Annotated in this window: 20 protein-coding genes; 11 read left to right on the forward strand and 9 right to left on the reverse strand. The window is 59.0% G+C overall.

Annotated features, from left to right (window positions below):
* Positions 1-7 precede the first annotated feature (7 nt).
* The 8 genes from Q2941_RS37430 to Q2941_RS37465 form a co-directional block, all read right to left on the reverse strand.
* Entirely contained in the window at positions 8-208 is a 201-nt protein-coding gene (locus tag Q2941_RS37430; protein ID WP_458195635.1) for a hypothetical protein, read from the reverse strand.
* Between the two features lie 409 nt (positions 209-617).
* Positions 618-902 carry a BMC domain-containing protein gene (locus tag Q2941_RS37435; RefSeq protein WP_027527160.1) on the reverse strand — a complete coding sequence of 95 codons (285 nt, stop codon included), beginning with the start codon at positions 900-902 and terminating at the stop codon, positions 618-620.
* A gap of 3 nt (positions 903-905) precedes the next feature.
* Positions 906-3,401: a pyruvate, phosphate dikinase gene (locus Q2941_RS37440; RefSeq protein ID WP_458195636.1), complete on the reverse strand. Its 2,496-nt coding sequence runs from the start codon at positions 3,399-3,401 to the stop codon at positions 906-908.
* Positions 3,402-3,965 (reverse strand): hypothetical protein, encoded by a 564-nt coding sequence (locus Q2941_RS37445; protein WP_254107319.1) that lies wholly within the window; start codon positions 3,963-3,965, stop codon positions 3,402-3,404.
* Positions 3,966-4,039: 74 nt separating this feature from the next.
* Positions 4,040-5,449 (reverse strand): hypothetical protein, encoded by a 1,410-nt coding sequence (locus Q2941_RS37450; RefSeq protein ID WP_027527158.1) that lies wholly within the window; start codon positions 5,447-5,449, stop codon positions 4,040-4,042.
* Positions 5,450-5,485: 36 nt separating this feature from the next.
* The gene (locus tag Q2941_RS37455; protein ID WP_027527157.1) at positions 5,486-5,902 is read right to left on the reverse strand and encodes a PEP-utilizing enzyme; all 417 of its coding nucleotides are present in this window, start codon (positions 5,900-5,902) and stop codon (positions 5,486-5,488) included.
* Between the two features lie 41 nt (positions 5,903-5,943).
* The gene (locus Q2941_RS37460) at positions 5,944-6,924 is read right to left on the reverse strand and encodes an HAD family hydrolase (protein ID WP_458195637.1); all 981 of its coding nucleotides are present in this window, start codon (positions 6,922-6,924) and stop codon (positions 5,944-5,946) included.
* A complete protein-coding gene (locus tag Q2941_RS37465) occupies positions 6,921-7,943 on the reverse strand; it encodes a DUF7064 domain-containing protein (protein ID WP_458195638.1) in 1,023 nt (340 codons plus the stop codon). The genes Q2941_RS37460 and Q2941_RS37465 overlap by 4 nt, the downstream gene beginning before the upstream one ends.
* A 207-nt stretch (positions 7,944-8,150) precedes the next feature.
* Here Q2941_RS37465 and Q2941_RS37470 point away from each other — a divergent pair, with 207 nt between their 5' ends.
* The 9 genes from Q2941_RS37470 to Q2941_RS37510 all read left to right on the forward strand — a co-directional run bounded on the left by Q2941_RS37470 (position 8,151) and on the right by Q2941_RS37510 (position 17,383).
* Entirely contained in the window at positions 8,151-8,447 is a 297-nt protein-coding gene (locus Q2941_RS37470; protein WP_027527154.1) for a EutN/CcmL family microcompartment protein, read from the forward strand.
* A gap of 55 nt (positions 8,448-8,502) precedes the next feature.
* Positions 8,503-8,799, forward strand: coding sequence for a BMC domain-containing protein (locus tag Q2941_RS37475; RefSeq protein ID WP_027527153.1), 297 nt, complete (start codon positions 8,503-8,505; stop codon positions 8,797-8,799).
* A gap of 37 nt (positions 8,800-8,836) precedes the next feature.
* The gene (locus tag Q2941_RS37480; RefSeq protein WP_254107322.1) at positions 8,837-10,246 is read left to right on the forward strand and encodes an aldehyde dehydrogenase family protein; all 1,410 of its coding nucleotides are present in this window, start codon (positions 8,837-8,839) and stop codon (positions 10,244-10,246) included.
* Positions 10,247-10,248: 2 nt separating this feature from the next.
* On the forward strand, positions 10,249-11,082 hold the full coding sequence (eutJ, locus tag Q2941_RS37485) for an ethanolamine utilization protein EutJ (protein ID WP_458195639.1): 834 nt from the start codon (positions 10,249-10,251) through the stop codon (positions 11,080-11,082).
* Between the two features lie 4 nt (positions 11,083-11,086).
* Positions 11,087-11,704 carry a BMC domain-containing protein gene (locus Q2941_RS37490; protein ID WP_254107326.1) on the forward strand — a complete coding sequence of 206 codons (618 nt, stop codon included), beginning with the start codon at positions 11,087-11,089 and terminating at the stop codon, positions 11,702-11,704.
* 98 nt (positions 11,705-11,802) lie between these two features.
* Entirely contained in the window at positions 11,803-12,960 is a 1,158-nt protein-coding gene (locus tag Q2941_RS37495; protein WP_210164187.1) for a malate dehydrogenase, read from the forward strand.
* Positions 12,961-13,045: 85 nt separating this feature from the next.
* Positions 13,046-14,005, forward strand: a complete 960-nt coding sequence (locus Q2941_RS37500; RefSeq protein WP_245288239.1) for an alcohol dehydrogenase catalytic domain-containing protein — start codon at positions 13,046-13,048, stop codon at positions 14,003-14,005.
* 142 nt (positions 14,006-14,147) lie between these two features.
* Positions 14,148-16,364: a helix-turn-helix domain-containing protein gene (locus Q2941_RS37505; RefSeq protein ID WP_156944768.1), complete on the forward strand. Its 2,217-nt coding sequence runs from the start codon at positions 14,148-14,150 to the stop codon at positions 16,362-16,364.
* An 824-nt stretch (positions 16,365-17,188) separates the two neighbouring features.
* The gene (locus Q2941_RS37510; RefSeq protein ID WP_027527146.1) at positions 17,189-17,383 is read left to right on the forward strand and encodes a hypothetical protein; all 195 of its coding nucleotides are present in this window, start codon (positions 17,189-17,191) and stop codon (positions 17,381-17,383) included.
* A 1,128-nt stretch (positions 17,384-18,511) separates the two neighbouring features.
* Here Q2941_RS37510 and Q2941_RS37515 read toward each other — a convergent pair.
* Positions 18,512-19,447, reverse strand: coding sequence for a DUF5996 family protein (locus tag Q2941_RS37515; RefSeq protein WP_256575875.1), 936 nt, complete (start codon positions 19,445-19,447; stop codon positions 18,512-18,514).
* A 384-nt stretch (positions 19,448-19,831) separates the two neighbouring features.
* Here Q2941_RS37515 and Q2941_RS37520 point away from each other — a divergent pair, with 384 nt between their 5' ends.
* Together Q2941_RS37520 and Q2941_RS37525 are read left to right on the forward strand one after the other, a co-directional pair.
* Complete coding sequence (locus Q2941_RS37520; protein ID WP_458195640.1) at positions 19,832-21,442, forward strand: MFS transporter; 1,611 nt, start codon at positions 19,832-19,834, stop codon at positions 21,440-21,442.
* A gap of 70 nt (positions 21,443-21,512) precedes the next feature.
* On the forward strand, positions 21,513-21,741 hold a 229-nt coding region (locus Q2941_RS37525; RefSeq protein WP_458195641.1), incomplete at its 3' end, for a hypothetical protein.

The following is a 21,741-nucleotide window of genomic DNA, read 5'->3' on the forward strand; positions in this document are numbered from 1 at the left end:
CACGCGACTACCGCCACGTGGTCGGAGCCTCGGACAAAGCTGCTCGACCAGCGTGCTGAAGACCGTCTGGCGACGTCTCGCCTCTGGTAGCGGCTTCCAAAATTTTAGAGGCAACATAGGCGCGGGCGCCGGTCTCATGACGGGCGACGTTCTCGCAGACCTCGTCTAGGACCGCGCGCAATAGCGTGGTGGTCGCGGTATCGAGCATGGGTACCCCCAAAGGAAAAGCTTATCTAAAGGCAATCGGTTCGGTGTCGGATGCAAGAGTGTTAAAGATCGTCGGAAAATACTGGCAAGTTTACATTCCCAGCGGCGCTTTGCAACGGCTGGGCGCATGCGTGGCGGGAGACTATGTGGCTGCCATTAGTAGAGGCGCACTAAGGGGTGCGTCGGAGGTTCGAGCACTGGTCCTCTACATTGCTAAACCCACTCTAGAATCACCGTCTTCTTATCGTTGGGCAGTCGAATTTCAGACCTCGCGTCTTGGTAGACCGCCAGAAGCGCCGTCATTCGGCCACGCACGCTCGTGTGGCGACGTAAGATTCACGAATCTGACAGAGCCGCTGATTAAGAGTCTCAAGCGCGACGCGAACTCGAGATAGACCGGCCACACACAACTATCGAACCGCCGGTCGCTCCAGAATCTCTTCCATGCCATCGTGCGGCCTCGGAATTACATGCGCCGATACGACTTGGCCGATCTGATTTGCAGCCGCCACTCCCGCGTCGACGGCAGCTTTTACCGCTCCAACGTCACCTTGAACGATGATGGAAATGAGCCCACCACCTGGCTGCTGCTTGGTGACAAGTTTCACGTTTGCGGCCTTCACCATGGCATCGGCAGCCTGGATCGCGGCTACCAATCCCTTCGTCTCAACCAATCCAAGTGCTTGCAACGCCATGCCTTACTCCTTCTGCGAACGCCCGAGCAAAAAGCGGAGTTCATCTCGCCGCCCAATCGAAACGGAAAAACGTCGAAATCCTATTCGATGAAGCTCGACGAGAAGTTCCGGCGGGACCGCACTGCCTTCAATTCCAACAGATACGCTTTTCTCTGCCGCGGCGGCTGCCGCCGCCAGCAAATTGGTCACATAAGTTGGAAGCCGCCGAAATGGATTAGCGCGAACAAGATCATCCTTCACATATTGGTCGAGCACTTCCAGCGATTGCTGCACTTCGATAGGAAAGCCGTACATCGTGCGCACGATATCTCCGATATCTACCCAGATCGGCGTGGCCGACTCGGCTATCTGCACGACATCATCAAGGGCCATCGCATTCTGTATCATTGCCCCTGCGCCTAGCCCCATCTGTCGAGCCTCCCGCTGAAACGCAACGAATTCGGAGGAACTTGCGATGCCTCCGATGAGGGCGGTAGCGTCTCGGTATCGAGCGCTCTCTGCGGCGGCTGATATCCCGAGCAATATTGCCCGAAGATAAGTCAAAGAACCGAGAGGCAAAAAGAAGCCCGGCGGCAGTTCCTGCCAGTTCTCTATTAAGCGGCGGGCCCGATCCGAACTCACCCGCGGCAACCGAAACTGGACCGAACCACGCGGGGGTCCCGAAAAAGCGGAAGCACAAGCTTCGCACACTATCGAACGAATCTCATCCGCAATGGCTCGCGGCCCGTTCGGAAGTCCCGCCGCGGACGTCAATTCGACGAACCGGCTGACGGTGCCTTTCGCGATGATGAGGTCGGTGACGCTGACGACGCTACCCGCCGGCACAGCCGCGCTCGCTGCTTCGAGAAACTCGTCGCCGGATTTTGGCGATATCCAGACCGAGGTTTCGGACCTGCGATCTGCCCATTCCAGAATGCGCCGCAGTGAAGGCATGCCAACGCCTGCCGCCTTAAGCTTGATGGCTCCCGAAAAAACCTTTCCGCTTCCTCCGTCCATCGAGATTTTATCGCCTTCGCGGTAGGTCTTGCCGGCGATCGAGAACGTCTTGCGGCTTGCGTCGATGGCAATTGCATCGCAGCCGACAATGCAGGGCCTGTCGAGCGCTCGAGAAACGACGGCGGCGTGGCTGAGCGCTCCGCCTCGCGCGGTAATCACCCCATTTGCGGCGAGCATTCCTCTGATATCCTGCGGACTGGTCGTCGGACGCAGGAGAATGACGGCCTCGCCGGCCAGAGCCCGATCAGCGGCTCGGTCTGCATCGAGAATCGCGGCGCCGCAGGCGTGGCCTGGCGACGATCCAAGTCCCTGCGCCACCACAAGCGCCATCGCAAGCTCATTTTCGTCGAAAGACGGCCGCGATACCTTTCTGACTTGCTCGGAAGTGATTCGCGCCAGCGCAGTCCGCTCGTCGATAAGTCCCTCCGCGACCAGGTCTTCCGCTATCTTGATGGCGGCCGCCGCCGTTCGTTTGGCTGGCCTCACTTGCAACAGATACAGCTTCCCGGATTCAACGGTGAATTCGATATCGACTGCATCCGCGTAGAGCCCTTCGAGGGTCTGACTATGCTTTTCGAAGGCCTGTCGAAGGCCAGGATCGAGCGCACTGGGGTCGGATAAATCGATCGGTGTGTGTGTCCCGGAAACGAGATCTTCGCCTTGGCGGCCGATCAGATATTCGCCGTAGAGAGTCTTGCTCCCATCATTCGGATTCCGGGTGAACGCCACGCCCGATCCCGAATTGTCATCCGCATTGCCGAAAACCATAGCCTGAATAGTGACGGCTGTTCCAAGGTCGTTGGAAATTCCGTGATGTTTTCGGTATGCCTTCGCTCGTGCGCTGTCCCAGGACCGGAACACAGCTTCAACTGCTTGTTCAAGTTGCCAGAACGGATCGGCGCTGGCGGCATCACATGCCGCTTCAATATGATCGAGGATCGATCGCTCGAGATTTTGGAAAGCGGACGCCGTGATCTCGTTCCTTGCGGTCGATTCCGCGTCCTTCACAGAATGGGCCAGATCGGATGGGTCAATCCCCAAAACGATGTCGGCGAACATACGCCAGAAGCGCAGCCATGTGTCGAGCGCAAAGTCACTCCCGCCGGGGCCGCGTGCGAGGGAGAGGGCCGATGCCGACGTTAGTCCGAGGTTGAGGATCGTATCCATCATGCCGGGCATGCTGACAGGGGCGCCCGAGCGCACCGATACGAGCAAGGGCCTATCCTGGTCCCCGAACGATCGCTGAGATTGCTTCTCCAGAGTGCCTATCGCATCGTGGATCTGCGACAACAACCGCTCCCCGATTTTTCCTCCACTAGTCTTGAATTCACGGAAACCATCGACCCCTATGACGAAGGCGGGAGGGATGGGTATTCCAGCGCGCGCCATCTTGGCGAGGCCGCTCGCCTTGCCACCGAAACGCAGCGCGTCTTCTACAACGCTATCTGTCACATCCCGAACGAAATTGTCATCCATCACGCCAGTCGCCACGCGCAGTTGCATTCAAGTATCCCTCGGACGCCCGATGACCGTGAGAATATCCTCGTGAAACTCGAACCAGATGTTGTGAACGGAATCGATCGTAGGCTTGCACACAAAGTCCTTCTCCCCCTGGTCGATCCGGGCGACGCTGCCGCCGAACCGGTCGACGTAAGTCTCATAGCGAGGAACGATCGGAGTAAGCTCCCGGAGGTTCTTGGTCAGCCGTTCGACTGTCTTGATGAGGCGCGACTGAACTCGCTCGTCTCCATCAGTTGATTGCCACTCGCTGACCTGCTTGATGAACTGCTCGTTAACGGTCTCGAAGCGCTCGTACCACGCAAGTACGAGGTCGTTGGAGCGCATCGCTTCGTAGGCGGTCCGGTAATATTCATGTACTGCGCTCGTCCCCTCGGGCAGAAGCAGGTGCCTTCCTTCGGCGGCCATCAAGAGGCCACTACCGGCCGCCGCATTGAGCACAGGCTCGACCACTGCAACATCGAGACCGACAGCGCTCGCCAATTCCGCGGCGGTAGCCATCTTCTTCAGATGGGCGCCGTTAAGCACACGAAACTCTTGTTCGCTCAAAACTGTCATCTTCCATCCAATCGACGCCCGAACCGAGCGCGACGCAGTGCCGCGCTCGGCAAGACACTTGAGTGCTATTTCCAGTAATACTTCGACCTGGTGAGGCTCACATTATCCGGGAAAGGAAGATATCCCTCGCCCGAGAAGATTTTTTGCGGCACCGTCGCCTGCGCGAAGCCGCGCTTGACGATGTCGTAATAGTAGTTCGACACGCGCTGGTCGATCTCCCAGAATTCGTAATCCTTGCAAGCCTTTTCATAGGTGCCGGCCAAGCGCAGATGCGGCAGGATCATGTCGATATAGTACACGTACATGCCGTTGGTGATAAGCGTGCGGCGCGACATGCGAGAGAACTTCGTATAGAGCTTGAAAGTTGCCTGTTGAATTCCCTCCAAGCGCTTGTCCAATTCCGAAATCTTCAGGGGATACACCTCGCCCATCGGTGTATTCCACTTCTCGCGCACAAGAACGGCACCACCGACGATATGCTCGATGTAGTTTTTTGGACGGGTGAACGTCGTCGAGATGTCGTTTACTCGGATTTCATCCAACCCCATCTTGCTCGGATCGATCACGAGGCAGATCGTATAGCAGTGAGGCACGTTCTCGTGGTCGCACACGTCGCTCCAATCGTAAACCTCTTCATTCGTGAACAGGTCACGGATGATCATGATCTTCCCATCCGGAAGCTCATAGGGCCCCGTATCACCCAATCCGAGCCGGCAATCGTAGTGATCAAGGAACGATAGCAACTCCGCGGCGGCGTTGAACCGCACCAAAGTGTCGTGCTTGTCGCTGGCCGGCTCGAAATATTCGACCTGACCGATCAGCTTGTCGAGAATATCCTTCTCATGGATCTTGCAGCGATAGCGGTCCTGGGAGTTCAGGATATAGCCGTCCTGGCGTTTGCCCCAGAGAACGCGCTGCATGAACTTCAGGATGATATTGCTTTCCCGGACATAGTCTTGCGGCTGGATGGCTTCGAGCGCCAGAAGGCCGCAACGGCCCATGCCGAAGCCGACGGCCCCGATGCACCAGTCATGAACGCAGTTCACCTTGGTGCCGATCTCTCGCCTCGCCGACGCGCCGATGTCTACGATGCCTTGCGCTCCGACCTCGTTGGTCGTCATCTCCAAAATCTCGGGCCAGCGATAGAACTCGTGCATAAAGGCGAGGATCTCGTACTCCTGGCGAGGGATCATGCCCGAAACGCCCTCCGTGGCGCGCATCACGAGCACGTCCCAGATATTCCAAGCGAGATAGTTGTTGAGATCGTTGAGCTCGTCGACCGTGAACTGATCTCTGAGGACGTCTTCCTTGCTCACCTTTTCCAGCACCTTGCTCTTGGCGCGCTGCCGCAGAACTTTGTCGCCCAGAATGCCGTCAGGCACGGGGTCCATCCCCTTGAAATTGCCTTGATAAACCAGATCCTGAAAACGTAGACCGTTGTCAGCGGACTTGTAGCGGTCCTTGTAGGTAGACATCTGTTTCCTCCTCGGCTCGGATTTTGTTTGCGTGGATCAGCTCAGAACAGCGACGCGGCCCGTCTCTCTGTCTTCGCAGTGCAACTGCACTTTCTTGCCGTCGAGTGCTTTGATGATCGCCGCGAAATGGGCGTCGTTATTCGCGCCCGTGAGATAGCGAGATTCACTGCCGGTGAGGTAGGCCGTCATGACGCAAGGCATCTGGAATTCGCGAGAAAGGATTCCGAGATGGGACTCCGGCGCACCGGACATGGTGATCACGCCGATGGCGCCCATGCTCAGCGCCGGCGCAAGGAATGTCGTCGTTCCGCCCTGGACAAGGAGGATGTGCTCTTTCAGCTTGCCGCTCTGGATCAGAGCAATAACGGACTTCGGATCTGGAAGATACCTAACGATTCCCGATGGGGTCTTCTTGGTCTCGAAACTATTGTATCCTTCCGCGACATAGCTCATCTAAACTCCTCCCTGTCTGTTTGCTGTGGTTGGAAGATCAATCATCGTAACGCTGGCGGGTCGTTGTTTTTCAGGCGCCGAAGGCTCGCCAAGAGAAGCGTATCAAAGGTGCCGTCGCTCGCTGGAGGCGCGGCCGTCGGTGCGAAAGAGCTCTCGACGCCGCAGCTTGTGCGCTGATCGAGTGATGCGGCTGCCGCCATCCTTCGACGTCTACGCATGGCTGCGGCGTCGGCTAAGTCGTTATCTTGACAGCCGCAAGCACAGCCGGACCGACTAACCGCGGAATTCGATCCCCCTTCGGCGAAGGGCTCTACCGAGCAGCTTGTGGCAAAGCCACCCGGCAGCAGGCGCGCCACGAGTTCCTGGGGCCAAACAGCTACGAATTCCGCACCGGCCACAAGCAGTTGTTGCTCGGTATGCATGCCCCAGGCCACGCCGATGGCCCGGACGCCACACTCCACCGCGTGTTTGACGTCTCCGACCGTATCCGTAATCAGCGCAATCTGATCGGCGCGGGGGGCCTCCGGCTCATGACCTTCGCGATAAGCCGGCGAGCAATTTCTGCTGACCAGATACGACCGATCCGCCAGGAAGCGCCTCACACACGCCCGCTTGTCCTGTTCGACGTCACCACCGAAGACATGCGAGAAGCAGTGTGTAAGACCTTCGCGGTCCAGCACACGTCTGATGGTTCCCACGGAATTAGACGAGATGACGGCGAGCGAGCAGCTTCCAGCGAAGGCCCGCACGACATCAGCCATCCCCGGCACGAACTCCGGATTGTACTCGCGCTGCAACAGGTCAAGAAAATGCTTGGCGGCCGCGCCAGCTTTGCGATCATCGCCGCAGTGTTTCTGCAAACCATGAAACATGTTGTCTTCGAGCAGACGAAAGAACTCGGCCTGGCTGTTGATACCAAGCCCCAGGGCAGCGTTCGTCTTGGCAAAGATGCGCCACGACGCCTCCCTGGTCTGCACCAGCGTCCCGTCGAGGTCGAAGAGAACAGCGCGGACCGGATTCATGGCGATCCCAATGCTCCGGCGCGGATCCGCGTTTCCGGTTTCGAGTTCAACGCGGTGAGCTGTGGCATCTCGAAGAAATCTTGTACTTCTCCGTAACCGGTGAGAGTCTCGCAGGTCCAGCGTGCAAGCGCGTTGAAGGACACCATGTTGGGCCAGCACTGCCAAGGAAAGGTCGTCAGTCCCTTGCCGCGCAGCTTCCATTCTCGATCGCTGCTGTCGATGAGTACAAGCTCGACTTCGTCCGCGTAACGATCCCGCGACCTTTTTGTCGTGCCATGGGCGGCCTTCAATCCAAAAATCTTGCCCTTTTCAACGACGTAGCCGTGGGCAAGCGACAGATCACGACCGTTGGTCTTGGGATCAAAGCTGAAGATGGAATGAAAGGCCAGATCCTTCGAGAAGTGTGCGTGCAGCCAGCTCATGTTGGGAGCGCCGCGTTCAGGCCGCGGGCCCCAACTGTGATCCATGGTCGAAATGCAGTCGATCGGGAAGGTCTTCCCGCGGATCGCAACCTTCCCCAAGAAGTGGCCCGTCTGGTCGAAATGCCCGTTGTAAGCCGTGCCCCAGGCGAATTTGCCACCCTGTTCAGCCTCTTTCAGCGCCTTCGCCTTCATAGGATCCATGTCCGGATCATGGATATCGAACGGGAGCATGATCGAGCGGTACTCCACGTCGATCAGCGTCCCCTCACCGTCGTCATAACCGATGTGCCAGTCCATGTTCGGGCGATGGCACTCGATGCTCAGAGAATTCTCGAGAGTGAACCTGCTCAGGTCGCGCGGCTCGGGGATCGGCATCGATGCCCGAAGATCACAGAAGTCCGCCTCCCAGGGGGCGTTGGCGAACCCGGAGTTCATGCAGATCGTAGAACTGACGATGCCCAGGTTGGGGCGGAACAGGGCGTAAACGCCGACGTTCAACTTGGCCTCGGCATTGAAGAACCCAAAAAAATTGGTCTCCGCCCAGTTCGGGGTGCCCGAGTCCGCCTTATGAAAATGGACGTCTTCGTCTTGAATCATTCTGTTTCTCCCTAGCGGCGCTCTTGGCGGCACCCTTTGCGAGCACAGCCATCATCCGCATTTAGGATGTCCTCGCTATGGGTGCGCAAGATAAATCGGGCAGATGCTTTTTATCCGGCCGAGAGAATGACGCTCGGCACGATGGGCTCCTAGAGTTCAAGAAATGGCTTCTGTCGAACGCCTACAATCGCGTCTAGGGAGTGCGCTATGGAGATCGGGCGTGTGGTCGGTACCGTCGTTTCGACGGTTAAGTCGTCCGGCCTGAACTCTTTCAAACTGCTCGTCGTAACGCCCCTGTCAGTTGCCGAGGAACTGACAGCCGCTAATGGTCCCAGCAGCTATGTGGCCATCGATCTCGTCGGCGTCGGCGAAGGCGAAGTCGTGCTTGTGACCAAGGGAAGCGCAGCGCGGGTTTCCGACCCAACAGTCCCGACCGACGCCGCGATCGTTGCTGTCGTCGATTCCGTTCAGATCGGCACTCAAAATGCCTACTCGAAAACCTGACCGGCGGCGACGCCTGTCGAAGTCTCAATCTCAACCCAAGCAAGGAGCAATGCATATGAACACCCCGACGACGGGTCAGCCCAGAGGCGCACTTGGTCTGATCGAAACGAAAGGCCTTGTAGGCGCTATCGAAGCGGCCGACGCCATGGTGAAGGCCGCCAATGTGCGGCTCATCGGCCGCGAACAGATTGGTGGCGGCCTGGTAACCGTCATGGTCCGGGGCGACGTCGGCGCCGTGAAAGCCGCAACGGATGCGGGTGCGGCGGCGGCGGGAAAGGTCGGCGAAGTCGTCTCAGTGCATGTCATTCCCAGGCCTCACGAGGACGTCGAGGGAATTCTCGGCAAGGGTTGATCGCGATCCTTCCCTTTGATTCTTGAAATGAGAAGGTGTGAGCAAGTCCATGGGCGTGGCATTGGATCTTGATTCCGACTTGGCAGGTTTGGCGGACGCGCGGAGCAAGGCGCGTGAAGCACGCTTGGCCTTCCAGGCATTTTCTGGCGCGGACCAGGAAAAAGTCGACAACATCGTTCGGGCGATGGCGGATGCGGGCACCGCGGCCGCCAAAGAGCTCGCCCGAATGGCTGTCGATGAGACCGGGTTTGGGGTTTACGAGGATAAGATTCTCAAGAACCTCTACAATACCAAGTTCGTCGCCGCATCGATGCTGCCGATGCGGACCGTCGGAGTATTGTGGGTGGACGAAGTCAACCGTATGACCGCCGTCGGTTCTCCGATGGGAGTGATCGCGGCCATTATTCCGGTCACCAACCCAACTTCGACCGTCCTTTTCAAGTGTCTGGCCGCCGTCAAGTCAGGAAACGCGATTATTTGCGCTCCACATCCTCGCGCCGTCAAGTGCTGCATCCGTACCGCGGAAATCATGGCCGAAGCCGCGGTCAAGGCCGGCGCGCCTACGGGTCTGATCTCCTGTCTTTCCCTTCCAACGATCCAGTCTACCGGCGAATTGATGCGGCACCCGGATGTTTCGGTGGTGCTGGCGACCGGGGGGCCGGGAATGGTGCGCGCCGCGTATTCGAGCGGCAAACCGACATTCGCCGTCGGCGCCGGCAATGTGCCGGTCTACATTCATCGCTCAGTGAAGGACGTGAAGGAAGCCGCCCTGATGGCGATCACGTCAAAGTCCTTCGATAACGGCACGGCGTGCGTCGCCGAGCAATCGATCGTGCTCGACGAACCGATTGCCGAAGCCGGCATCGCCGCGTTCGCGGCCCAGGGAACATTTTTCCTGAGTGGACCAGATCAGAAACGGCTCGCCGATATCATCTTTACCGACAAGGGCGAGCTTAGACCTGAGGCGGTAGGTCTTTCCGCGCAAGAACTGGCTCGGCGGATCAATCTCAGCGTACCCGGTGACTGCAAGGTGCTTGGCGCCCATTTGACCGAAGTAGGCCCACAGGCGCGCCTCTCCCGCGAGATTCTAGGACCTGTGCTGTCGTTTTACCGGACCGCGGACCTTCCGGCCGGCTTCGAGCGGTGCCGGCAGATTCTTGCGTTTGGCGGAGAGGGCCACACCCTTGGTCTTCATTGCGAGGACGATCGGGTCATCGCCACTCTGGCGGCCCTCCCGGCCGGTCGCATCGTAATCAACACGCCAACGCTGTTCGGCGGAATGGGCTATAGCTGCGCGACCGACCCGTCTTTCATGCTCGGAACGGGTACCTGGAGCGGCTCGATCGTCTCTGACAACGTGACCCCGCTCCATCTCATCAACATCAAGCGTATCGCTCACGAAGTGCGACCCTGGCGCTCGCTCTATCAAGCGAACATGGGGCTGTGAGCATGCTCGCGCGCACGAGATCACCTAAGTCAACTGTCAGTCAGGAAGTGACTGCGTTTCTCGAAACGGCGGCTGCGACATTTCGCAGTTCGACTTGCTCGTCAGAGTTGCCCCTGTCGTTTGGTGTTGATCTCGGAACGGCGACGATCGTTCTGACGGCTGTAGACGGGCAAGGGCGCCCCGTCTACTGGGACTGCCTCCCCTGCCAGGCCGTGCGCGATGGCGTTGTCGTCAATTTCGCGGACGCGGTCACTGCTGTCAGGCAGCTCAAAGCTACGGCAACGTCCGTTCTGGAACGAGAAATTGCTGCAGCGGCGACCGCGTTTCCTCCAGGAGTACCTCAGGCCGAAGCGAGAGCCTGTCGCTACGTCCTGGAAAACGCGGGCATTACGTGCCGCCAGTTGGTCGATGAGGTCACTGCGGCCCAGGCTTTGCTTCGACTGCACGACGGCGTGATCGTCGATGTCGGTGGCGGTTCGACGGGCGTCGGCGTCGTATCGAACGGCATCATCATTGCGCTCGATGACGAGCCCGGCGGCGGCCATCATCTGGATCTGATCCTGGCGGGCGCCTTGAGGATTCCCGTGGAGGAAGCCGAGGAACGAAAGCGCCGAGGCGATCAGGATTACTCTCACATCCTCCGTCCCGGTATCGAGCGGATCGCAAGCTCCATCGTTCGCCAGATCAGAAACCATGCCGTTGAATCCATCCACCTCGTCGGGGGTGCCGTCCGGGTTTCTCACGCGGCCGCAATCGTCGCCGGCTTCAGTGGAATTCAGACCTGGGCCTACCCGCACTCGGAACTCGTAACCCCCTTCGGAATCGCAATGAGCTGACCCCATGGATTTCCAACTCCGCACCTATGCTTTCATCGACAGCATGCAGCCTCAAGCTGCCGCGCATGTCGCCTCCACGTGTCAGGGAGACGTCCCGGTCGCTGGTATGTCCGAACTTTTTATTGAAGTGGCTCCCGGAAACGAGATCTTTCGCTGCGCGGACATCGCGTTGAAGGCGGCGGATGTCCGGCCGGCCCTTCAGATCATCGAACGCGAATTTGGTCTTCTGGAAATCCACTCCCGCACACAATCAGAGGTGCTGGCCGCTGGCCAAGCCGTCCTGGACTATCTTGGCCTCAAGGAAGAAGACCGTGTGCGACCGACGATCGCCTCATCGCAATTCGTCACCAATGTAAATCCGTATCAGGCGCAGCTCATCAATAAGTGGCGCAAGGGCAATCTGCTGCTGCCGAGGTCCAGCCTGTTCGTGCTCGAAGCAACGCCAGCGGCTTACGTGACACTCGCAGGCAACGAAGCGGAAAAGGCTGCCAATATCAGCTTAATCGAAGTTCGTGCGGTCGGCCGGTTTGGCCGACTATTCATCTCTGGCACCGAGAGCGAAGTCGAAGCTGCTGCGAAGGCTGCTGTCGCGTCGCTCGAGGAGTTGGGAGGCAAGGCATGAGCGTCGTCTCCGTTGCGGACGTCCAAAATGCGAATGGAGTCCTCGTCATCGGGGCGAGAGACATTCTGACGCCGCTCGCGGCCGATCGCGCCAAGGAGTTGAACGTCCGGATCGAACGGTCCGGATCGACGAAGGAAACGGCACCGCCTGCTGCACCCGCTTTGCGAGCGATAGTTCAAGCACCAGCCAAGCCCACGCCCGGAAGAAAATTGTCGGCTGGCGCCAGCTCGGTTCAACCCGGAGCGCTGTCGGGCGCCCTCTACCGTCGTGGCGCACCGGTCCCTCCGAAGATGCGGGTTCTAGGAGAGTCGGAAACCAAAACTCGTGATGATCGACCGCGGGCAGCGGTCATCGGCGCGGGTCACGTCGGCGCCATGACGGCTCTCCGTCTCGCTGAAACGTCGCTTTTCTCGCGGGTCACGCTTGTCGACATCATTCCCGGACTTGCTGCCGGGCTTGCGCTCGACATGTGGCACAGCGCTTCGCTCCGCGGATTTACGACCAAGATCGAAGGAAGCACCGACCTGTCGGCGCTTGAGGGCGCAAGCTACATCATCATGACGGCCGGCCGGCCGCGCCAGCCGGGCATGAGCCGAACCGACCTGACCGGCGTGAACGCGGAAATCGTCAGCGGCGTTGCCGACGGGATCCGCCGCTATGCCCCCAATTCGGTGGCAATCGTCGTGACCAACCCGCTTGAGGAGATGACCCATCTGATGGCGAGGCGAACGGGGTTTCCCTCCAACCGGATTATTGGAATGGCGGGCGTGCTCGACAGCGCTCGCTTCTGCTCGCTGATCGCACTGGAAGGTATCGCCCGACCACAGGATGTCAGCGCGATCGCACTCGGGAGCCATGGCACGGAGATGGTGATCCCATTGAGTCTCGCAACCGTCCGCGGTCGGCCACTGGAGGAATTGATCGCAAAAGACCGCCTCGCCGCGATCGTGGAACGTGCGCGCGACTCCGGAGCCGAAGTCGTCAAACTCCTTCAAAAGGGAAGCGCATATTTTTCGCCAGCTGAATCGGCGGCGTCCATGGTGGCGGCCATGGTGAAAGGCGGCAGTGACCTGATCGCCGCGTGCGTGCAATCGGCAGGCGCCTACGGTGTCGAGGACACGCGAATAGGTCTGCCGGTCCGGCTAGCCACGGATGGCGTGAAGGAAATCGTAAAACTGCCGCTGCGGCCCGACGAGCAGGCCGCGCTCGCGGAAGCCGCCCGAAGCATCGCCAAACGCATTTCTGAGCTGGGATGACATGCGCGCAGTCGTCTACCAGGGATCTGGCACTGTTGCGGTAGAGGACGTACCCCCGCCCCGACTCGAGCTGCCCGGGGATGCCTTGGTTCGCGTCGAATTAGCCGGCATTTGCGGCACCGATCTGCATGTCATCGCGGGCGATTTCGCAGGCATCCGGCCGGGCGCCGTTATCGGCCACGAATTCGTGGGCGAGGTCGTGACTATCGGGAGTGCTGTGACCCGGTTCAAGGTTGGTGACAGGGTCATGGCGTCTGACTTCGCCGCCTGTGGCCATTGTCGATGTTGCGACCGAGGCGACCATTGGGAGTGCTCGGAGAGAGCCTTTTTCGGGACTGGCACTTCCTTCGGGCCGGCCTTGGCGGGGGCGCAGGCCGAGCTTGTACGGGTCCCGTACGCCGACACGACGCTCGGATTAATACCAAAAGGCTGTTCCGACGAGGCTGCGATCCTGCTCGGCGACAATTTAGCGACGGGCTGGGCCGCCGTAGAACGCAGCGCCCTCTCACCCGGTGAAATCGTTGCGGTCATCGGCGGCGGAACGGTCGGTCAGCTTGCCAGCCTGTCGGCCCAGGCTGCCGGAGCAGGCGCAGTCATCGTGGTAGAGCCGAGCGAAGCGCGGCGCGAATTCGCCCGCTCCAACGGCAGCCTCGCTGCATCACCACAAGAGGCTCGCGCCTTGATCACCCGCCTGACCGACGGAGAAGGCGCCGATGTTATCATTGAGGCCGTAGGGAGTGCCTCCGCCCTGACGGCCGCATTTGACCTGGTGCGAAAGCGTGGCCGGATCATCTCCGTAGGCGCCCATGCGGCTGAGACTTGGCCGTTTCCCTTGGCGAGAGGCTTTGCGAACGAACTCACGCTAGGGTTCGCAATTGGTGATTCCATCCGCCTCCGCTCCCGGCTCCTGTCACTCATCACAACCGGCGCTCTCGATCCAACGGTGGTAGTCGATCGCAGAATTGGGTTTGGCGACGCCTCGCAAGCCTATGCGGATCTTAAGGCTCAGAGGATCATGAAGGCCGTCATCGACCCCCGGGTCTGATTGAGATCCTCGTCCGCCATTGCCAAATTAGGCCAAGCAGAGCAAGCTCTTAGTCGATCGGCGACAATATTGCATCGCACAAGAAACGTTCGTGCCCATAAGAACAAAAGCGGTGTACCTCGTGCCGGCGGGAGAAAGCTCGATGAGTAGGACCGCACTGCTGGCGCAGAAAGGAATGCTTGAGGGACATCCGGACTTTGCGCCCGAGCTATTGAGAGAATCGATTGTCACGCTCGCCAATGCTGCTGATCGCGGACCACAGACGCTCTTTGCCGAAGCTCGCATCTTGTTTCGCAAATTTCTTTCTGCTCGCGAGGTTCGGCTGCTCGTTCGTTCGGCAGGTGCTTGGCGCGAATGGGAAAAGCTCAACGATGGCGCCGATGAAGCCCTGATCGAAAGTCTTCCAGATGCGTTGGCTGACATAATCCAGTTCGATGACTCGATCTTCGTTCCGGTCCAGGTCGGCAGCGTCGCCCTTCTCGTCGAAGGAGTGACCGATTCTGGCCCACTGCGCGACAATGTCGCGACCTTATCCCAAGTGTTCAGGCTCGCGATTGCGTCGAGCGAGACCCACTGCGGCAATCCTGACAAACTTGAAGCTATCCGCGTCTTTCAGCGCGTAGCGAACAAGATCCTAAAGAGCCGCAATCTTCAGGAGATTTTTCTTCAGATAACCCACGAAGCAAAGGCACGACTTTCCGCCGACATCTGCGGCATCATGCTTCTCGAGGAAGATGCATTGGTGATGAAGCGCTGTACCGGCAATCTGGCAGCCGAGACGGCCAGCCTTCGCATGAAGTCCGGACAGGGCGTCGGCGGCCGCGTCCTCGAAACACGCAAGCCATGCTCGATAGAAGACTACGTTCAAAGCGAGATCATCAGCCGTGACTTCATGAGCCTAGCGCGGGCCGAACGCGTCCGTTCCGCTCTAGCGGTACCGCTTATGTCCCAGGAACAGGTGATTGGCGTCCTCGAGGTTTGGCGGCGCAAGCCGTCGACGTTTACACCTCAACACATGGCGGAACTCGCTACACTCGCCAATCTAGCGTCTCTTGCGATCGAGAACGCTGCCCTGCTTGACGCGCGCGAATTGGCCGCTCAGAAGCTGGAAGACGCCCATACCAAACTCCAGCAGCGGTATAACGTCATCCGCAATTCCGCAGCTCTGCAGGAAAGCCTTATCTCCACCCTTCTAGATGGCGGCGGGCTGTCCGAAATTGCGCAATGCGCACACCAACATCTTCGAACTGCTGTTATTGTTCTGGACAAACACTTGGATGTGCAGGCTTGCCATCCCAGAACGGCAGCCACAGACGGAGTTCTCCACACCATTCGGATCGGGATTTCGCAAAATCGGGGTTCTGAAACCCGATATAGAACGATATCTGCCGGGAAACTGCGCTTCGCCTTTCAGAGCATAACGGCAGGATCGGAACAGCTGGGCTGGGCGATCATGCTCGATCCGGAAATCGAGAACGAGAGCGCACAGCTCGCTATTACAGAACTGTGCGTTACCGCCGCGCTTCATCAAACCAAGGAAAGAGCGGCGGCACGTGCACTTAGCGACAAGCTTGCGACGTTGACTTGGGATCTCTTGGAAGGAGCCGACCACCTTCGGCAGCTGGCTCTTCAACGGGCCATAGAACTGGATGCTGAAATTCCCGCTGAATATTGTGTAGCCGTCTGTCGTATCGACGGTCTCGACAAACCTGACAACTCAAATGTCCTAACCGGCGGAGAGATCGAAAGCCGCCGCCGCTCCGTCGCCGAAGCGCCAAATCACTTACCGATGCGCAACATCGCTAAGCTGTCGGGATTGCGCGGAAACGAACTCGCTATCGTTATTTCGACTTGCGACGGCGCGCGGCCTAGAGATTTCGTCCAGAGCCTCGTGGCCGAAATCATGCGACGTGTTCCCGGCTCACTCGTGTACGTGGGTTTAAGCCGACCTTGCTCCGATCCGATGCTCATGCCTGCAGCATGGAAGGATTCTCATATTGCGTTGGATGTCGCTCGTCAGAGTCGGAGGACCAGCGTTGTCGGTTTCGATGAAGTCGGAGTCGCCGGGCTTCTAATGGGCATCCGTGACGGCACCGACTTTCGCGAGTTCGCAAAAGAGACTTTGGGAAAACTCTTGGAGGAGAGGAGTCCACAACGCGAAATCCTTTTGCAGACTTTGCGGGCTTTCTTTTCGTGCAATTGTTCCCAGCAAGCTGCGGCAAAAGAACTTCGCACCCACCAGAAAACCGTCGCTTACCGGCTCGACAAGATCGAGCGAATGACGGGCCTTCGGCTTGCCGCAAACGAGCAGCGCGTTCTTCTCTATCTTGCTCTGCAAATGAACGATCTGATCGCGTAGTCCGGACAGATCTTCAGCATACACATCCGATACCCGGCGCGCCGGCAATGACCGGCGGATCCGCAGAGAGATCGTGCGCGCGACGCTTCGTGTTCCCGGCATGCGCATGTTTTATCACGTTCAATCGCAATAAGATCTGCCGCCACTCTCAGAATGCGCTCCACTTTGTCCATTGTGTTGAAATGGGCGGTTCACACGCGCCACTCCGCGCAAACAGTGAGCCCCTTCGGCAACTAAAAGCCGGCCTCTACTCTGCCTAGGGCTTCCGAGTGCGCAGGCCCTTGCCGTTTCGGCTCCATCGCTAGAACTTACTGGTGAGTAAAGCGCGCAAGGCGCCAAATCCTCACGCATAGATTACAAGTGCAGCCCGCGCGCCGGCTACCCAAGCGCAAATCCGCATGCCATGTGACACAGCAAGCCTGTTGTTGACTTGACCAACGCGCGCGCTCGCCTTCTGCGATCAGATGCACGCAGAATGGAGAAGGTCTTGATAACGTCGAATTATCGGAGCACTGCTGATTTTTGCGAGCATTGTGGCACTGATTGCCGCATACAGATTTCTGACGCGTAACACCGCCCGCGGATTGCGTGCGACGTCCGCTTTTCTCCCGATAGCGACCAAAAAGCGGACATTGCGCACCTCGCATTTGGGCCGAAGGCGGGAAGTGATCCCAACTCGCGGCGCCGCGAAACGGCGATCGTGTGACACATCGAGAATGGCTCAGTTAAGCCACTTCCCTGCTTGAGGGGAGTGGCCGCGGCGCCGGTCCCTCCCCATTTTGGCTGCAGGGGACGAGCACGTCCTCTGCCATCGGAGACGGGCAATGACCATAAGAACCTTTTGCACACTTGCCGCCGCCATCTTTGCCCTAATCGCACTTCTACAGTTGATCCGTATTGTGATGGGGTGGTCCGTCACCTTGAATGGCGTCGATGTGCCGTTCTGGGCGAGCTGGATTACCGTCATCGTGGCGGGCGCCTTGAGCTTCGTCGGCTTCCGCGCAGCCGTGCGCAGCTAAAGGCTGGCAGAGCCCGAGCCACTTCCCTACACGCGGGCGTCGAGCCGTCGTGCTCTACCGCGACGGCGGTTTAGTGTGATATGTTTTTGTGCCGACGCGTGTCGATCTCGACCGCCAGCTTCGGCTGCGCAAGCTTCTTGGGAAAGCCCCACAGCTGACCGCCGGTCACTCGTTTAATCCGGGTGATCGGCGGTGAGCGTTGGTAGTCAGCCAGAGGCCCCGACCGGATTGTTTGCCCTCACCCAACGGCAGCCGGCCAGTAACTGATAAGATTTCAACGAAATCCTTATCAGTCCACCGACTGACTCCGTTTCGTATGAAACCTTATCAGTTCGCGAACTGACTCCGTTTCGCATGTTAGCTTCGCAATTGGACTGCCAGATCTTCGAGACAGTGCTTCAGCAGGATTCATTGAACCATTCTCGCTGGAGGGAGAGAATCTGTAGAAAAACTTGCTCGACCCGCTGCATCTCAGGTTGTCTCGGTAGAGAGATCGCGCTGGACTTCTTCGGTCATCCCCGGCACGTTGAGCCGGAGCGGGATCGAGCCGAAAGGCGACCTCGGCATAAGTGGTTTAGGCTCAATGCCGAGGCGAGGTGCTCGGCGGTAATGAGCGCGCCAAACGAATCGAGTCTAACGACCACTGCTTACACCATTGCCGTGGCACCGCTGAGGGGTTTGGCCCCGCAAAATTCCACGGCCGACCTATGGAGTACTGCGAGACGTCGAACTCGAACGAGTGCCTCCAAGTGGCGGATCCCGAGGGTGCCCCGCCAAAACCCAGACCAGTGCGACGATCGTCACTATCGCGGCGAGCACCGCGAGCGAATGGCGCACGAACTTCGAGGCTGCGATCGCCATCACCAACAGTAGGATAAAGGCCGTCCAGGTCATGCCACTTGGTTTATTGGCGCTATAGGTGCTTTCGCGAGCGCGACTTTTTCAACACAATCACTTCAAAACCAGACAGCGAAGCCATCTGGTTGCAGGTCAGCGAACCAGAAGCCGACATGGCGACCAAGCTATTCAACCACCTCGTCGACGCGAGCGATCAAGTTTGCCGGTAATTCAGAGTTTATCGATTTCGCTGTCTTCAAGTTGAACATCAGCTGTGGGACCTTGGGCCCCTTAACTCAATGGCCGCGGTCGGCGGGCTACGCCGGTGGGACAATCGAGGGCCCTGCGATCCCAATGCCCGAGGTCGGCTGCGGCCAGATATGTGCTCTCCAGGAAGGCCATCAGCGCTACCTCCGGGTCAGCTGATTGTCTCACCACATCGTAAGGCAGGAGAAATTCCCCGAGCTTCCGGTCGAAGTAGGCTCCATCGGGCATCACTTTCGCGTCCGCAAGATCTGCAGGAGCGGGATAGGCATAGGAGTAAAAGGCCGCAAAGTCCGTGCCGCCGCCGCCCGGCCAAAAACCTGCCGACGAGACTTCATGACTGTATGCCTCGCGGGTCACCTCGTCCGGCAAAGAAGGAATGCCACCCGGATGGAGGGGCGCGGGGCGTCCGGAGAAGCGCGTGACCGCTAGATCAAAGCTGCCCCAAAAGAGATGAACGGGACTAGCCTTTCCGATGAAACCGGTTCGAAATCGGGTGAATACATTGTTGGCGAGCACGAGCGCCTCGAAGAACCTTGTCACGGCTGCAGCATCGTAGGGCCTCGTTTGCCGATCATCGCGAAATGAGATGGGGGCTGGCACCTCGCTGGGTCGGTCGTGAAGCTCCGGCGTGCCCCCAATACGCCGAACGAGTTCGAGAAAATATGCATAGAAGTCAGCCACAGACATCGGTCCTAACGGAAGCTCAGTCGTGCGCCCGTCTGCTGCTTCTCCGATGACGGCATGTTTCCGGAGATCGAGGGTGATCTCAATGCCAGCCCCGTCCGGTACCAACGAAGTCGTCAACCCACGTGCGTTAACGTAGAGGGTCGCGTGCCAGGAATGGTTGAGCCAAGGCGTTCGTGCAAGTCGGTACTTACCCACAACCTGCGAATACATATGGAGCGCGGAACATGTCTCGCGCCAGTTCTCGAACGGGATGTCTGGCCAATTTGCGTTCACAGTGCTTCCTCCAACTAAGCTTCATCCGGGTGGTCACAGCACGGAGATGATGTTAGGCGAGGTCCATTCGGCGCTCAAAGCTAGACGATGAAACGCGAGTAGATCTAGTCTGCCATTGTGACGCCATAATGCGCAACTTCGCACCGAAGACAGAGCCTGGTTTTGGGCCTACCCGACGTGCTCAGCATATCCATCGGACCGAGAGCGGGCGCTTGTGGCGCAAAGCGGTCATTCGCCAAAGTCCCATTGTCGGCTTTGGACTTGGGACGCGCCTAGTCGTCGGGCGCGTCCCTAGCCATAGCGCACTGCCAGGCTTGGAACTAACGGGTTGGCGCTAGCCCATTCCGGTTTGTCACTAGATCAAGACGCGGCGACGGGCGAGTATTGCTAACTGTATACGCAAGGCGCACCCCCACCGGCGGCAACCGTCTTTCTCGAGCATCCAATGGTTGGATTCACACGGCCGCCTGCGACGCGGGGATCATCCAGGCGACAACCTGTTTTGACCGGGCTCTGTCGCAAAGATGCAAGTGGCTGACGCTGGCGGCGACCATAGTCGGGTCGAGCATGGCGTTCCTCGACGGGTCGGTAGTGAACATCGCGCTACCCGCAATCCAACAGGCGTTACATTCGGATGCGGCAGCAACACAGTGGATCGTCAACGCCTATATGCTGTTGCTGGGTGCGCTCGTGCTGATCGGTGGCTCCGCCGCCGACCTCTATGGTCGACGCCGGATTTTTGTTCTGGGCGTTACGGTCTTCACCGCTGCCTCCGTCGCCTGCGGGCTCTCGCCAAACATTGCGGCCCTCACCGTCAGCCGCGCGGTTCAAGGGTTTGGCGCCGCCCTGTTAACGCCGGCCAGTCTGGCAATGTTAGGAGCGAGCTTCGACGAGCACGAGCGGAGCCAGGCAATCGGGATATGGGCAGGCGCAGGTGCACTGATGTTGGCAGCAGGCCCGCCGCTGGGTGGCTGGCTGGTCGATCAGGTCTCATGGCGGGCGATCTTCCTGCTAAACGTCCCGCTCGCGATTGCCGCGGCCGGACTTGCGCTTCGCTTCGCCAGCGAGAGCAGCGATCCGCACGCGAAGCAACTCGACTGGAGCGGCGCCGTCACAGTCGCGATTGGCCTCGCTACGATCACGTTGGGTCTCAGTGCCATTCCGACGGCGGGATTTCGCGACAAAACAGTGCTGGCCGCCCTCGGAATGGGAACTGCATTCCTTGCTTTATTCGTCGCGATCGAAGCCCGACTCCATGAATGGGCGATGATGCCGCTGTCGCTCTACCGATCACGGAACTTTTCCGCAACGAATGCGCTGACGCTGTTACTCTACTTCGCGCTCCGTGGCGCTCTCTATTATCTACCGTTCGGCTTGATCCGGCTCGGCGGCTACTCCGCGACACAAGCTGGAGCGGCATTGCTGCCTTTTGCCCTGATCATGAGTTTCGGCGCATCCTTCGCAGGCACTCTGACCGACCGTTTGGGGCCGCGGTCGCTGCTCACGATGGGGCCCATCATCGCGGCCTGCGGCTTGGCGATGCTTGCCGTTGTCGATCTCAGGCAACCTTTTTGGGTCGGAGTGTTTCCGTCGATCTTCCTGCTGGGCACCGGCATGTCGATCACGGTTCCGCCGCTAACATCAACAGTGATGGCTGCCGCCGGCAACGTCCACGCCGGTATTGCTTCCGGCGTCAACAACGCGGTCGCGCGAATAGCCGGCCTGCTCGCGGTCGCAGCGCTCGGGGCAACGTTGTTTGCAAGCTTTTCATATCATCTTGTCGGACCAACGCCCCCGCAAGCGAACGAAGCCCTGAATGCCGTTATGTCCGGACAGTCCGGCATTCATGAAGAGGTGGTTGCCGCATTTGAACGCGCGCTGCGCACGATCATGCTTGTGACCGCGAGTTGCAGCGCACTTGCCGGCCTCGTTGGCTGGCTGTGGACCGAGCCGAACGGGACCGCCACTTCAGGAATAGCCCGGCAACATTCATAAGGATGCCGATCGTCGGGACGTTCCATACGAGCGAACGAGCTAACGGCAAGTCCGCCATATGAAGGATTGCATGGACGACGCGCCCCCGGCGCGTGCACATCCGGGTGGTTTGCCCGACAGGCAAGGTTCGCAGAGTGGCTTGGGGCGCGTACTCATAAAAGGCCCTTACCGGACGCTCGATAAGGCGGTGTCCGCTTTGCCACCAAAATCGGCATTGGCGGAGGACGAAGGCACGTCAGCGCAGGGCCAAATCCCGACTCATGCACCGCAGCAAAGTGTGATTTGCTTACCTCTCGATG

The organism is Bradyrhizobium sp. UFLA05-153, from assembly GCF_054185185.1.

What these genes read in the sequence shown, in the direction of transcription:
- Q2941_RS37505 (WP_156944768.1), top strand. Translation starts at nt 14,148, where the DNA reads ATGAGTAGGACCGCACTGCTGGCGCAGAAAGGAATGCTTGAGGGACAT.
- Q2941_RS37455 (WP_027527157.1), bottom strand. Translation starts at nt 5,902, where the DNA reads ATGAGCTATGTCGCGGAAGGATACAATAGTTTCGAGACCAAGAAGACC.
- eutJ (WP_458195639.1), top strand. Translation starts at nt 10,249, where the DNA reads ATGCTCGCGCGCACGAGATCACCTAAGTCAACTGTCAGTCAGGAAGTG.
- Q2941_RS37475 (WP_027527153.1), top strand. Translation starts at nt 8,503, where the DNA reads ATGAACACCCCGACGACGGGTCAGCCCAGAGGCGCACTTGGTCTGATC.
- Q2941_RS37435 (WP_027527160.1), bottom strand. Translation starts at nt 902, where the DNA reads ATGGCGTTGCAAGCACTTGGATTGGTTGAGACGAAGGGATTGGTAGCC.
- Q2941_RS37510 (WP_027527146.1), top strand. Translation starts at nt 17,189, where the DNA reads ATGACCATAAGAACCTTTTGCACACTTGCCGCCGCCATCTTTGCCCTA.
- Q2941_RS37450 (WP_027527158.1), bottom strand. Translation starts at nt 5,449, where the DNA reads ATGTCTACCTACAAGGACCGCTACAAGTCCGCTGACAACGGTCTACGT.
- Q2941_RS37430 (WP_458195635.1), bottom strand. Translation starts at nt 208, where the DNA reads ATGCTCGATACCGCGACCACCACGCTATTGCGCGCGGTCCTAGACGAG.
- Q2941_RS37460 (WP_458195637.1), bottom strand. Translation starts at nt 6,924, where the DNA reads ATGAATCCGGTCCGCGCTGTTCTCTTCGACCTCGACGGGACGCTGGTG.
- Q2941_RS37440 (WP_458195636.1), bottom strand. Translation starts at nt 3,401, where the DNA reads ATGCAACTGCGCGTGGCGACTGGCGTGATGGATGACAATTTCGTTCGG.
- Q2941_RS37490 (WP_254107326.1), top strand. Translation starts at nt 11,087, where the DNA reads ATGGATTTCCAACTCCGCACCTATGCTTTCATCGACAGCATGCAGCCT.
- Q2941_RS37465 (WP_458195638.1), bottom strand. Translation starts at nt 7,943, where the DNA reads ATGATTCAAGACGAAGACGTCCATTTTCATAAGGCGGACTCGGGCACC.
- Q2941_RS37470 (WP_027527154.1), top strand. Translation starts at nt 8,151, where the DNA reads ATGGAGATCGGGCGTGTGGTCGGTACCGTCGTTTCGACGGTTAAGTCG.